Here is a 12,928-nt window from a genome sequence, read left to right as displayed (position 1 = left end):
GGCCCTCTACCGAGGCAGGTATCGGTAGCCCCAGCTGGCAGGTGGGTAACAGCCAGCACCGAGGGAGCAGGGAGCCGCGTTGCGGCGGCGGAACCGGACGCCACGCCGGGCCCGTGACCACTTTCCCCTGCGGGACCGAGGAGGCCCTGTCGTGAGCCTGGACCCGATCACGCAGGGCCTGCAGCACCTGGCTGGCCAGTTCAGCCTGACGCGGCAGGAGTGGCGCGACCACCACCGCGGCGGCGACTCTCTGCTCGACTCGCTGGTGAGCCACGGCTACGCGCAGGAGCAGGGCGAGCGCTTCGGCATCACCCGGCAGGGGCAGGTGCGGCTACAGGCACTCAAGGAGCGCGCATGAGCATTCAGGAGACGAACTGGGATACCGTCGCCACTCTACTGGACCGGCAGCTGGAAGATTCCATGCTGCGGACAGGGGAATATCCGGTGGAACTGGTCATCACAAACCTGCAGGGGAGGCAGCTGTGCCTTGAGATGGCGCATCTGACTGTGCCCTACGCCCTCGATGAGATGCCTGCTGATGGCATCTACTGGCGCGGCGTCCCTGTGCGTGTCATCCATGTGTGGGAGAACCATGGCAGCGCAGCGTAAGTCTACTGCCAGCACGGCCAAGAAGCCGGGCAAGCCTATCGGCCGCCCCAGCAAGTACACGCAGGACCTGGCCGAGCGGGTGTGCGTCCTGATCGCCCAAGGGGACAGCATCGCCAAGATCGGCGAGACCGAGGGCATGCCTGACGCCCGGACCATCTTCCGCTGGCTGGCTTCCAACGCTGGTGGGGATGAGGATGATCCCGCCTCCTTCCGACAGCAGTACATGCGCGCGCGCGCGAGTCGGGCTGATGCCCGGTTCGAGCGGCTGGACGAGATCATGCAGAAGGTCGAGGACGGCCGGCTGGACCCGGCCGCTGCCCGCGTGATGATGGACGCCATCAAGTGGCAGTCTGGCAAGGAGAACGCCAAGCGCTACGGCGAGAAGGTCCAGCTGGCCGATGCTGATGGCGAGAAGCTGCCGGCCCCCCCGCCGTTCTACGTCATGGGCGTGGTCCCCGCCAAGCAGGGCGAGTGAGCGTGTCGGCCCAGCCGAACCCACTGGCACCGCACACTCCGGTGCACATCCCGGCCAAGCTGCTGCCAGTGCTGAAGCCGAAGCAGTTCAAGGTGCTGTACGGCGGCCGCGGCTCGGCGAAGTCGCACACCGTGGCGCAGATCCTGGTGATGTTGTCGATGCAGGCCAAGCACCGCATCCTGTGCGTGCGCGAGATCCAGAAGTCGATCGCCCAGTCCTCCAAGCGGGTCATCGAGGACTACATAAACCGGATGGGCCTGTCGGCCTACTTCAAGATCAACAAGCAGGGCGAGGACCAGATCACCTGCATCCTGACCGGGTCTACGTTCAGCTTCACGGGCCTGCAGGACCACACCGCCGACAGCATCAAGTCGTTCGAAGGAGCGACCATCGTATGGGTGGAGGAGGCGTCCAACGTCTCGGCCAACAGCTGGAACAAGCTGATCCCGACCATTGTCCGCACCACTGGCGCCGAGATCTGGGTGACCTTCAACCCGGACCAGCAGGACGACTACGCCTACAAGCGCTGGGTGCTGGGCGATGACCCGGACGCGATCGTCATCCAGATCAACTGGCTGGATAACCCGTGGTGGAACCCCGCCATGGAGACGGAGCGGCTGAAGACGTTGGCTGTGTCGCAGGACCTGCACGACCACATCTTCGGCGGCCAGCCCCGGGCCAAGGCCGGCATCCTGTTCAAGCGGCACTGGTTCAAGCGCTTCAACCTGGGCGATGAGCCGAAGGGCCTACGCAAGTACCTGGCCAGCGACTACGCCGGCGCGCCGGACCCGGACGACCCCGAGGCCGATCCCGACTGGACCGAGCATGGCTGTGCTGGCCTCGACCACATCGGCGACATGTGGTTCGTGGACTGGTGGAGCGGCCAGGAAGACCCGTCCGTTTGGATCGCGGCCCTGATGCAAATGGGCAGGCGCAACAAGCCGGTGATGGCGTTCGAGGAGATGGGCGTCATCCTGCGCACCACCGACGGCGCCATCCGCCGAGCGGCCAAGGCCACGCAGACGTTCGTGCACCGCGTGCCGCTGGCCAGTGCCGGCAGCAAGGCAGACCGCGCTCTGGGCTTCGCTGCCCGCGCGGCCACCGGGTCAGTGCACATCCCGAACACCGAATGGGGCGACAGGCTAATCGACCAGCTGTGCGCCTTCACGGGCGAGGACGGCCGCCGGGACGATATGGTCGACGTGTGCAGCCTGTTCGGCCGTGGCATCGACCTCATGGCTGACGGCAGCCTCCCGCCCGAGGCCAAGCCGGCGCCGCCGGAGCCGTTCACTGAGAAGTGGTTCAAGCAGCGCGACGCCGCCGACCGCGACGAGGACGAGAAGACAGCGCGCTACTACCGTTGATGCCTCCGGCAGCTCGGGCACCTTGGGGCCAGTTCGCACACCGGCCCGACCATGGCAGACCAACCCATCGCAGCACTCGAAACCGGGATCGCGGCCGCCGCTGATCCCGATCCGGCGCGCGCCCAGCAGTTGAGCCGCATGCAGGCTGACGTGAAGCGCTGGATGGCTCGCTTCGATGAGGCCCGCGAGTTCGACAAGGACGCCAGACAGCAGTACGTGAAGGACCGGCGCCAAGCGCGCGGCGATTCCGGCTTCCTGGTCGACGCCAACCTGATCGGCACCTACATCGACATCCAAGAGGCGTTCCTGTACGCCCGCAACCCGGACTTCGACGTGTCACCCGGACCGGCGCACCGCATGCCGACGCCTGAGCAGCTGCGGGACATCATCGAGTCCGACGAGCAGGTGATGGCCGGTATCCAGCAGCAGGCCGAGCAGGACGCGATGGAGGTCGGCCGGCAGGTGGCCACGCAGCTGACTGCTGACGGCGTGCCCGAGCAACAGGCGCTGATGCAGAGTATGCAGGCGCAGGAGGGCTACCTGGCCACCGGTGCTGTGGAGAAGCTGGTCGCCGACGAGGTCCTGAAGCTGCGCAAGCAGTACGCCAAGCGCTCGCGGGAGATGAAGCAGTTTGCCGAGACGCTGGAGGCTGTCGGCACCCAGATGTGGAAGGACGCGCAGCTGAAGCGCCGCGGCCGTCCGTGGGTTCGCTCCTCGCTGACCATTGGCCCCGGCGTGCTGAAGGCGACATGGCAGGAGCGCACCGAGATCTCGCCCGAGAAGCAGACGGCCATCAATGACCTGCAGCAGAACATCGCCCGGGCCAAGGCGCTGCAGAAGGAGCTGGAGGAAGGCACCGCCGGATATGGCGCGCGCGCATGGGACACGGTCAAGGGCGTGTTCGGCAACAACGAGGAGGCCAAGGTCGCGGACCTGGAGCGCCAGCTGGCCGCCATCCAGAACGGTGCCGAGCGCGTCGTCGCCCGTGGCTACGCGATCGACAACGTGGCCGGCGAGAACTTCCAGGTGGCACCGGGTTTCACCATCGCCAACCACGTCGATGCGCCCTGGAACGCCGAGATCTCCTATCCGTCCTACGAGGACGCGCTGGCCGAGCATGGCCCGTATCTGGCGCAGTTCGACAAGGACGGCAACGCCGAGAACATCCTGCGCAAGGCTGCGCGTTACGCCCCGCGCAAGCCGTGCATGGGCAAGAACGAGAGCGTCGGCTTGACCGGAAACACGGCCACGCCCGAGGAGGCCGACGCCTACACCGCGAACGCAGACGGCGGCGCCAACGGGTGCTACGTGCGCCGCGTCGAGATCTGGGATGCGGAGAGCAACACCGTCCTGACCGCGATCACCGGCGTGCCGTTCTGGGTAAAGCCCGCCTTCAACCCGCCGGCTACGACCCGGTTCTACCCGTATTTCGTGATCTGCACGTCCGAGGTGGACGGCCAGCGCCACCCGCAGAGTCTGGTCAGTCGGTCGACCAAGCTCATGGACGAGTACAACCGCATTGGCTCGGCCGAGACCGAGCATCGCCGCCGCATCAAGCCCAAGACGGCGTTCCACGCGGGCGCGATGGAGGCAGAAGAGGCGACCAAGCTCGCCAAGGCTGACACTGGCGAGATGGTCGCCCTCAACGTGACGCAGCCGAACGCAGACCTGCGCACGCTGCTGGTACCGATCACCTACCCACAGATGGACCCGGCGGTTTACGACCGCACGCGCATCCTGGCCGAGCTGGAACGAATCTGGGGCGTGCAGGAGGCGCTGACGGGCTCCATCAACACCGCCAAGACTGCCACCGAGGCGGACATCCAGCAGCAGGGCTTCCAGGCGCGAAGCAGCAGCCGGCGCGACAACATGGAATCGGTCCTGAGCGAACTGGCCGAATACACTTGCCAGATCGCCCGCGTCTACCTGACCGACGAGGACGTGCGCTTCATCGCTGGCCCAACGGCATTCTGGCCGCCCTACATGGGGCCGGACGACCTTGCCGAGTTCGTGCGCATCGAGATCCGCGCTGGATCGTCGGGCAAGCCGAACACCGCGATGGAGCGCCAGTCGTGGGCCAACCTGCTACCGCTGCTGCAGACCGGCATCACCCAGATTGGCCAGCTGCGCGGAGCATCGCCTGACGCGATCGCCGATTCGCTGGAGCAGCTGATGCGCCTGACCGCCGAACGCAGCGGCGAGCGCTTCGACATCGACCAGCTCATCCCCCAGAACGACGGCACGCAGCCGGCGCTGCCCGCTCAGGCCGTGCCGGGGAGCGCGCCGCCTCCGCAGGGTGGGAACGCCGGCCAGCAGCCGCCAGTTCCGCCCGCACCTCCCGGTGGCTCTCCGGCCGCCGATCCCCTCGAAGCAGCCTGATAGGAGCACGAAATGACGCAGTTCCGAAAGAAGCCCGTAGTGATCGAGGCGTGGCCTGCCCATGAGTTGATCCATGCGGCAAGTCGCGACTGGCAGGCTCTGCCCAAGGCGGTGGCCGATGCCTATGAGAAGGGTGGATGGGTGTTCCAGTTCGATGGGATTTACATCCCGACCCTTGAAGGGTCGATGCGTGCGGAGCGCACCGACATGGTTATTCGCGGCGTGCAGGGAGAGTTCTACCCGTGCAAGCCGGAGATCTTCGCAGAGACCTACGACCGCGTGGAGGCGACCGCGTGGAGGCGTAACGATGCGCTACCACCCACTGACGCTCGCCATCTGGCGGGTATTCGCAACCTGGAGCAAGTGATGAACGAGAAAGTCACCCCGCCGTCTCCCGCTGAATTCACCTTCGGCCTTGGCTTCGGCAGCGCACTGGATCACCTGAAGGAGGGCCGTCGCGTGGCCCGCGATGGCTGGAACGGCAAGGGCATGTTCGTCTACCTCGTGCCGCCGGCCAGCTATGCCGTGCAGACCGGCGCAGCTAAAGCCCATTTCGGCGAAGGCTCGATGGTGCCGTACAACGCCTACTTCGCCATCAAGAACGTCAACGACACCGTCAGCACGTGGGTTCCCAGCGTCAACGACTGCCTGGCCGACGACTGGTATGTGCTGCAGGAGGAGGGCTAAGCCATGCACGTCGAAGGCGACACCCCGGCCACTGCGCCGGACACCACCCCGACCGACCAGCCGGCTGACGTGATGGCGGCGCTGGACGCTGGCATCGCCGCTGCTGATGCTGAAACGGCGCCTGCCGCTGAGACTGCGCCGGTCGAAACCCCTCCGGCCGATGCCACCACGCCGCCGGCAGACGATCCGAATGCTGCTCCGCCCACTGACGGCCAGCCTCCGGCCCAGCCGCAGGAGGGCGCACCGCCGGCGGATGATCAGCCGGCCGCTGCCGCTGAGGGTGAGCCGCAACCTGACGCCGACACCGAGGCGGAGATCGCGTCGCTGGGCCTGAAGGAGAAGTCCGCCGAGCGGTTCCGCGGCATGGCCGCCGAGATCAAGGAGCTTGCCCCGCTGCGAGAGGCGATGAAGGCGGCCGGCATCGAGGACGTGGCTCGCCTGCCGGAGCTGGTCCAGCGCTCCAAAGTGGGCGAGGACATGGTTCAGATGGTGATGGAGACCGGCGCCAGCTCCGAGCAGTACGGCATGGCGCTGGACTACCTGAGCCTGATCAGCAAGGCGGGGCAGGGCGATCTTGAGGCGGCGGAGAAGGCCTACAAGGTCATGGGCAAGGAGTACGCCGCCCTGGCCAAGATTCTGGGCAAGGAGGCGCCTGGCATCCACGACCCGCTGGCCAACCACCAAGACCTGCGCGCCGAGGTTGAAGCTGGCGACCTGCCGCGCGCGCGTGCCGTCGAGATCGCTGGCCAGCGTGACCGTGCCGCCTACACCGGCACCGTCGAGCGGCAGCGGACCGAGACGCAGCAGGCAATGACACAGGCACAGAAGGATGCCTTTGACGGCCTTCAAGCTTACGACGCGGAGATGACTGCGGCCGATCCGAGCTATCTGGCCAAGCGCGACATCCTCCAGGTGCACGTCAACGAAATCATGGCCAAATACCCGCCGCGGGAGTGGGAGCGCCGTACCGCGATCGCGTACACAAGAATCAAGCTTCCGGCCCAGGCTGCCGCTGCCGCTGCTACGCCAACGCCAGCCCCGCCGCTGCAGCCGCGCCCTGGCCCAATTCGGCCGGGTGGTCCTGGCCCGGCGCTGGTGCCGACTACCTTCGCCAGCCCGATGGACGCGCTGGAGTTTGGCATTCAGCAAGCCACCAACGGCTGAGCAGAGCCAAGCTCTGTCCTGACAAGACCCCGCTCCGGCGGGGTTTCTTGTGTCCGTTGACGCATCCCGCAACACGGGCAATCTGGCCCTGCGGCTGACAACCGCGCCACGCAGCAGTACGCCGGAGTCGCGCCCGGTAGGGCAGTGAGAGGCCTCGCCCCCCTCGAACGTGGATGGAAGCAAGACACCCATTCCCCTTCGAGGACATCATCATGGCCTGGACCACTGCCCAGCTCACGCAGGGCGCCAACTACACCTTGGAGAGCTACTCCACCAAGGACCCCGTCGACCAGATCAACGTCGCGCACCGCACGCTGGACCTGTTCGTCACCAACAAGCAGGTTTCGTTCTTCGGCAACGGCATCTTCAACGAGAAGCTGTTCACCTCGAACGACAGCAACTACCAGAACTACGAAGGCGCCGACCAGGTCACCTACAACGAGCGTGACCCGAACCGCTTCGCCAAGTTCCAGTACTACTCGAACCACGAGGGCTTCTGGTTCGATGAAGACCGCCTGATCCGCAACGGCATCCTGATCGATGATTCCGGCGTCGCGGTGCCGAGCTCGCAGGAGAAGGAACAGCTGGTCAACCTGCTGCAGTCGAGCTGGACTGCCATGAAGAATGGCCTGCAGGAAGGCCTTGCGCTGGAGACCCTACAGAACGGTTCGCAGTCGGCCAAGGCCGTACCCGGCCTGGACCACATCGTCTCGACTACCCCGGGCACCGGCGACATCGTCGGCGGAATCAACGCCAGCACCAGCACCTACTGGCGCAACAACGCCAGCATGGCCATCGCCTCGGGCGGTGTCGTTGCTGCGCTGGACGCGATGTATGACGCCTGCGTGCGCTACGGCGGCGCGATCCCGACCGACATCCGCTGCGGCCAAGCGTTCCTCAACGCCTACAAGGCCGAGGCAAAGATCGAGATCAACCGGCAGATCATCGTCGGCGCCAACGGCGGTACCGGCCTGGACGCTTCGGTCACTGCGGTGTTCTACCGCGGCATCGAGCTGATCTGGGATCCGACCTTCGAGCTGCTCGACGCCAAGCTCGGCGCGATCACCTACCCCTGGACCAAGCGCTGCTACCTGCTGAACCGCAACTTCATCACTTTCCGCCCGGTGAAGGGCAACTGGATGAAGAAGCGCAAGCCGGAAAAGCTGCCGGACCGCTACGTCACGTACTACGCGCAGACCAACAAGTACGGCCTGACCACCGGCAAGCGCAACGTGCACGCCGTGCTGTCCATCGCCTGATCGGGCCTGGCCTGATCCGAGCGTCCCGGCTTCGGCCGGGCGCTCATGGGAACCCCAATCGGCTACAGGAGCCATCCCCATGAAGTCCACCCCGATCACCGATACCGCCTTCAAGACTGGCAACAGCCCGTTCCTGCGCGGCGGCAGCGCGACCTTCTCCAATCTGTCCGGCACCGCGGCAACCCTGCAGGGTTCCGACACCCAGACCGGCACCTACACGACCCTCGCGACCCTGGCCGCCAACAGCCAGACCGAGGTCCAGAACCTGCCGCAGTGGATCAAGCTCTCCGCCGCCGGCACCGTCTACGCCCTGGCGGGCTGAAAGGAGCCGCACATGAGCAAGTCCACCGTCATCGTTCCCGTCGTGCTGCTGACCATCATGCGCAGTACCGAGGTCACCATCACCGAATCCGTGTTCAAGCACGAGGTGCCGATCCTCGAATTGATTCACGGCGAGGACAACGTGGAGGTCATCAACGATGACTACCACGCGATCGAACTTCCGGACAACGCCACGCAGGAGTACCAGCGCCTGCTGACCAAGTACGGCGACAAGTACCGCCCGGTGATTGACCAGGTATTCCGCAACGGGCCGCGCGACATTGCCAAGGAAGTCGGCATGGAGCTGGGCAAGGACAGCTTCAAGAAGCAGTCCGAGGCCGTGATCATCAGCCGCCTGCCGGCACGTCCGGGCCAGGCCAGCGACGCCGCGCAGGCCGGCGCCGATGGAGAAGGCGGCGAACAGCCGGAACTGACCCACAGCGAGCTGCGCGGCGAACTGACCCGCCTGGGCATCGAGCACAAGGGGAACGCGCCGAAGGCCGAACTGCAGGCGCTGTATGACGCCGCGCAGGCCGGCGCCGGCACCCTGGGCGGATGATCGCCAGCACGACGCGGTAAACCGACGGGCTGGGGAAACCCGGCCCGTCTCCACAAGAGGGCTCTCATGAGCATCACCGACGGCATCCAGTGCGCCTGTTCCAGCACCGACGGTAACGCGACGCTGGCAGACCTGCGTAAGCGGCTGATGATCCGGCTGGGCTTTGCCGCGCAGGCGAACAACCCACCGCCGGGCATGAAGGAGCTGCTCAACGAATTCCTGCAGAGCGCGCAGGTGGCGCTGTTCCGGCGCCCGACCGGCGAGTTCCGCAACGAGCGCTGGTTCTCCTGGCCTCTGGTGGCCGGCCAGCGCCTCTACGACTACCCGGACAACGACGAGAAAAACGGCCCGCAGACCTGCCCGGCCACTTTGGACCCGCGCAAGGTGACTTGGGTGGGCCGCGAGCGGGATGGCGTCTGGGCCGAGATGCACCAGGGCATCAACCTGCGGAGCTACACGACCAGCGAGCTGACCGGCTTGCCGCAGCGCTACGAGTTCCGCAACTGCATCGAGATCTGGCCGGCGCCCGACGAGACGCTGGGCAATCTGGTCATCAAGGGCAAGTTCGACCTCAACCGGTTCACCGAGGACGCGGACAAGACCACGATCGACAGCGAGATCGTGTTTCTGCTGGCGCTGGCCAACGGCAAGGCGCACTACCGCCAAGCTGATGCGCAGGCCTACATCCAGCAGCTGGAGGTGATGATCACCAATCTGGTGGCCGGCACGCATGCCACGGCTCGCTATATCCCCGGGCCACCGTCTGGTGAAGGCGTCTACGTTCCGCCGCGGCCGGAGGTGCCATTCCCATGACCGGCCGCATTGTCACGCTCAATGCCGCCAAGGGCGGGATCAACCGCCTACGGGTGAAGGGTGGCGCAGACCCGGCGACGCTGTACGACCTGGTAGACGGATACGTCGATCAGGCGGGCGTACTGCGATCGCGCCCTGGCTCCGAGAACACGGTGGTCTTGCCTACAAACGCTACGAAGGGTATGTGCGCCTACGACGGCAAGCTGATCGTCTTCAGCCACACCCCGCAGACCATTCCGGCGAGCACGCCTAGCGTGGAATGCGAGGTCCTGCGGCACCCGTCACTCCCCGCGATGCCAATCAAGGAAATCCACTTCGCTGGACCGTTCCTTGGCTACCTGTACGTGGTCCCTGAGTTCGACAACGGCGAGGTGTTTCACTACTGGCTGCAGCGCGGCAGCACCTGGGAGCCCGGAAAGATCTACCTTCCCGGGTCGTTGGTCGCCCCGACCAACTCAAACGGCATCGCCTACCAGCTGGATAGCGGAACGGAACAGTTTGAGGTTTGGCTCAAGAACTTGGCGCGCGCGGTGGGCGACAAGGTCGTGCCGACCACTGACAACGGCTACTACTACACGGTCACCGACGCCTTCGGTCCTGCGCCTCGGTCGGGAGCCACTGAGCCCTCGTGGCCGACATCGCCGGGCGCGACCGTATTTGAGGATAGCGACGTGGCCAACCCAGCGCCGATTCCGGGTGAGCAGTCTGGGAACCAACTGCCGCCGGACGTGACAGACCGCTACGGCAGTAGTGGCGGCAACAGCCCTTGGCGCAGCATGAACAATCAGGAGATCCAGTAATGGCCGCGCCTGTCTGGCAGCCGGGAACCCTGTACCTGCCCGGTGATCTGGTTCAGCCGATCACTCAGCCAGCGCCGAACAATCCGCAGGTCGCCAACGGCGATTTCTCGGCCGGCAACACGGGCTGGACCTTCAGCGGCGATGCCGCCTACACGCCTACCGACGGATACGGGGGCGGCGGCCCATCGATGATCCTGCCCGGAAACAAGCCGGACGGTCTGGGCATCAACAACACGACGCTGGTCGTCCCGGTTGGCGGCCAGCTCGTCGCCACCTCGATGATCAACCAAGGCGCGTCATCTGCCGGCAAGACGGCAGGCTGGACCGAGATCCGCTGGTTCGACTCGCTCAACACGCTGCTGCAGACGGACAAAGGCAACGTCGTTGATAGTGGATCTGGCGGCGCGTGGCACCAGTCCAAGGTCACCGGTACCGCCCCAGCATCGGCCGCATACGCCAAGGCTGCGATTCACTTGACCTCGGTGGCCGACCACAATGCGCCGATCTGGGGCGACAACCTGTCTGTGAGCGGCGCTTCCGCTGGCCTGCCTGACGGCCTGGTCTACAAAGCCGTGCAGGCGGAGTCGGGGACTTCCGGCAGCAGCGAGCCGGCGTGGCCAGGAATCCTTGGCCAGCAGGTTGTAGACAACGAGGTCATCTGGGAGGCGGTCACCACCAGCCGTGTGACCTGGACGGCTTCGCCGCGGTACGTGAGCGGTGCCACGGAACCAGTGTGGCCAACCGACATCGGCGCCATGGTCAAGGACGGGACCATCAACTGGCGCGCAATCTCTCGCCGGGTTGAAGATGAGAAGTGCCCGCAGTCGAAGGTTGTGGCCATCGTTGCGTCCAAGGTGTTCGCAGCGGACAAGGACATCGTCCGTTTCAGCGCCACGGCCAACCCGCTGGATTGGTCCACTGCCGACGACGCCGGGTATCTGCCGACGGGGCTGCAACAGGCGAACGCCAACGATATGGCGGTGCTTCAACAGTACCGATCAAACCTGGTAGCACTCAACGCGAGCAGCTTCCAGAACTGGCAGGTCGATCCCGATCCGGCATCGATGGCGATCCTGGACCAGATGGACGGTATCGGCTCTATCTGGCCAAAGGCGGCGGTCCCGGTCTCCAATGACCTGTTCTACCTTTCCCAGCTCGGTGTGCGCACGGTGGGCATCGCCAACGCAGCTGAGAATCTTGCGGCAGGTGACGTTGGCGCTCCGATCGATGATCTGGTCAGGGTGGCGCTGCGCGTGTCGAGCGGGAACAGTTCGAAGGTGATCGGCGCCTACTACCCGGGCGCCGGCCAGTATTGGCTGGCCTTCAGCGAGTACCCGCAAGCACCGTTGTCGCTGTCTGGCGGCATCCAAGGCGACGCCTACATGAACCAGACTGTAGACGCCCGTTACATCGCATTGGGCGGCGTGACGCCATATCGCTTCGACATTGTGGCCGGCAGCCTGCCAACCGGCATCAACATGGACCCCAACTCTGGTGTGCTGACTGGAGGCTTCGCCCAAAAGGGCAACTTCGCGTGGACAGTGCGCGTGACGGATGCCCTCGGCGACTCTGTGCAGCTCAACGACCACACCTTCGTGTGCAATCTGCTATGGAACTTCACCACATGGTTTGCAGGAGGATCGTATGCGTCCCCATACGGTGTGGGCCAGGTAATTTGGTCATCCTATTGGAACCGATTCGTCTCGTGCACCGGGCCTGGGCGGAAGATCAGCGCAGATGGCATCACATGGACCGCAAACGGGGCCGCGAACTACTTCGATGGAGCAGAGAATCCAACCACTGGCATAATGGCGTTTGCAACCGGCTCAACCATCGTGAGCTCCATTGACGGCGGAACGACCGTTGTTTCGCGGTCCACTTCTTTCACTATCGACATCGCGACGTTGCAGTTTGCCAATGGTTCGTTCCTTGCAATAGAGGGATCAAACGTGGTGTCGGGCAGTGCTAATGCACTCACATGGGTTCGCGGCGCCAGCTTCTCCGCGTTGGTGGGCAGCTCTCCGAAGTGGGCGTACATGGCGCATCTCGGGAAATACGTGTTCATCTCTGGCCAGGACGGCAGGGTAGCCACCTCGCTCATTGACGTTGGGCCCTACACCGCATCCACGACCGTTCCCTCCTGGGGTGGCAACAGCGCGATCGGACTCACCTACGTTGCGCGGCTCCAGAAACTGTTCATCTGGCGCAGCGACGGCGTGATCCTGGAAACCAAGGACCTTGTCACCTTCACGGTGCGCAGGAACGTCCCTGGTCTTGCGTTCTCCAGCCTCATTGATGTTCCAGAGATGAACGCGCTGATCGCGGTAGGCAGTGGATCGCAGCCAAGCACGCATGTGAGCAGGGATGGCGGCGTTACCTGGGCGGGCTACACGGGCCTCAACTCCTACCGGCTGCTGGCTTGGTCCGAGCCGCTGAAGAAGATTGTGGCCATCGGCCAGAACGTGGCCAGCTACGCAACTCCGACATGCGAGGTGTGA

13 protein-coding genes are annotated in these 12,928 nt (G+C 65.1%); all 13 read left to right on the top strand.

Annotated elements, in window-relative coordinates:
- The first annotated feature begins 151 nt into the window (after positions 1–151).
- The 13 genes from HLA98_RS00345 (at position 152) to HLA98_RS21130 (ending at position 12,928) form a co-directional block, all read left to right on the top strand.
- Positions 152–358, top strand: coding sequence for a hypothetical protein (locus HLA98_RS00345; protein WP_057499558.1), 207 nt, complete (start codon positions 152–154; stop codon positions 356–358).
- A complete protein-coding gene (locus tag HLA98_RS00340) occupies positions 355–609 on the top strand; it encodes a hypothetical protein (protein ID WP_057499559.1) in 255 nt (84 codons plus the stop codon). Before HLA98_RS00345 ends, HLA98_RS00340 begins: the two co-directional genes overlap by 4 nt.
- On the top strand, positions 593–1,084 hold the full coding sequence (locus HLA98_RS00335; protein ID WP_057499560.1) for a terminase small subunit-like protein: 492 nt from the start codon (positions 593–595) through the stop codon (positions 1,082–1,084). Before HLA98_RS00340 ends, HLA98_RS00335 begins: the two co-directional genes overlap by 17 nt.
- Positions 1,081–2,448: a PBSX family phage terminase large subunit gene (locus HLA98_RS00330; RefSeq protein ID WP_057499561.1), complete on the top strand. Its 1,368-nt coding sequence runs from the start codon at positions 1,081–1,083 to the stop codon at positions 2,446–2,448. The genes HLA98_RS00335 and HLA98_RS00330 overlap by 4 nt, the downstream gene beginning before the upstream one ends.
- Before the next feature lie 51 nt (positions 2,449–2,499).
- Entirely contained in the window at positions 2,500–4,827 is a 2,328-nt protein-coding gene (locus HLA98_RS00325) for a hypothetical protein (RefSeq protein WP_057499562.1), read from the top strand.
- Between the two features lie 12 nt (positions 4,828–4,839).
- Entirely contained in the window at positions 4,840–5,514 is a 675-nt protein-coding gene (locus HLA98_RS21085; RefSeq protein WP_197718343.1) for a DUF2829 domain-containing protein, read from the top strand.
- A 72-nt stretch (positions 5,515–5,586) separates the two neighbouring features.
- Positions 5,587–6,678, top strand: a complete 1,092-nt coding sequence (locus HLA98_RS00310; protein ID WP_232015554.1) for a hypothetical protein — start codon at positions 5,587–5,589, stop codon at positions 6,676–6,678.
- 212 nt (positions 6,679–6,890) lie between these two features.
- Entirely contained in the window at positions 6,891–7,937 is a 1,047-nt protein-coding gene (locus HLA98_RS00305; protein ID WP_232015553.1) for a phage major capsid protein, read from the top strand.
- A gap of 79 nt (positions 7,938–8,016) precedes the next feature.
- Positions 8,017–8,259: a hypothetical protein gene (locus HLA98_RS00300; protein WP_032127453.1), complete on the top strand. Its 243-nt coding sequence runs from the start codon at positions 8,017–8,019 to the stop codon at positions 8,257–8,259.
- Positions 8,260–8,271: 12 nt separating this feature from the next.
- Positions 8,272–8,817, top strand: a complete 546-nt coding sequence (locus HLA98_RS00295; RefSeq protein WP_057499565.1) for a hypothetical protein — start codon at positions 8,272–8,274, stop codon at positions 8,815–8,817.
- Positions 8,818–8,883: 66 nt separating this feature from the next.
- Positions 8,884–9,630, top strand: coding sequence for a phage adaptor protein (locus HLA98_RS00290; RefSeq protein ID WP_057499566.1), 747 nt, complete (start codon positions 8,884–8,886; stop codon positions 9,628–9,630).
- A complete protein-coding gene (locus HLA98_RS00285) occupies positions 9,627–10,430 on the top strand; it encodes a hypothetical protein (RefSeq protein WP_057499567.1) in 804 nt (267 codons plus the stop codon). The genes HLA98_RS00290 and HLA98_RS00285 overlap by 4 nt, the downstream gene beginning before the upstream one ends.
- A complete protein-coding gene (locus HLA98_RS21130; protein WP_232015552.1) occupies positions 10,430–12,928 on the top strand; it encodes a putative Ig domain-containing protein in 2,499 nt (832 codons plus the stop codon). Before HLA98_RS00285 ends, HLA98_RS21130 begins: the two co-directional genes overlap by 1 nt.

Source organism: Stenotrophomonas africana, assembly GCF_013004645.1.
In the GTDB taxonomy this organism is placed as follows: Bacteria; Pseudomonadota; Gammaproteobacteria; order Xanthomonadales; family Xanthomonadaceae; genus Stenotrophomonas; species Stenotrophomonas africana.
Note: the sequence above shows the minus strand (reverse complement) of the source record. Positions and strands in the feature narration are given on the sequence as shown.

Coding starts and splice junctions, on each gene's coding strand:
- HLA98_RS00340 (WP_057499559.1), top strand. CDS start 355: ATGAGCATTCAGGAGACGAACTGGGATACCGTCGCCACTCTACTGGAC.
- HLA98_RS00335 (WP_057499560.1), top strand. CDS start 593: ATGGCAGCGCAGCGTAAGTCTACTGCCAGCACGGCCAAGAAGCCGGGC.
- HLA98_RS00325 (WP_057499562.1), top strand. CDS start 2,500: ATGGCAGACCAACCCATCGCAGCACTCGAAACCGGGATCGCGGCCGCC.
- HLA98_RS21085 (WP_197718343.1), top strand. CDS start 4,840: ATGACGCAGTTCCGAAAGAAGCCCGTAGTGATCGAGGCGTGGCCTGCC.
- HLA98_RS00310 (WP_232015554.1), top strand. CDS start 5,587: ATGGCGGCGCTGGACGCTGGCATCGCCGCTGCTGATGCTGAAACGGCG.
- HLA98_RS00305 (WP_232015553.1), top strand. CDS start 6,891: ATGGCCTGGACCACTGCCCAGCTCACGCAGGGCGCCAACTACACCTTG.
- HLA98_RS00300 (WP_032127453.1), top strand. CDS start 8,017: ATGAAGTCCACCCCGATCACCGATACCGCCTTCAAGACTGGCAACAGC.
- HLA98_RS00295 (WP_057499565.1), top strand. CDS start 8,272: ATGAGCAAGTCCACCGTCATCGTTCCCGTCGTGCTGCTGACCATCATG.
- HLA98_RS00290 (WP_057499566.1), top strand. CDS start 8,884: ATGAGCATCACCGACGGCATCCAGTGCGCCTGTTCCAGCACCGACGGT.
- HLA98_RS00285 (WP_057499567.1), top strand. CDS start 9,627: ATGACCGGCCGCATTGTCACGCTCAATGCCGCCAAGGGCGGGATCAAC.
- HLA98_RS21130 (WP_232015552.1), top strand. CDS start 10,430: ATGGCCGCGCCTGTCTGGCAGCCGGGAACCCTGTACCTGCCCGGTGAT.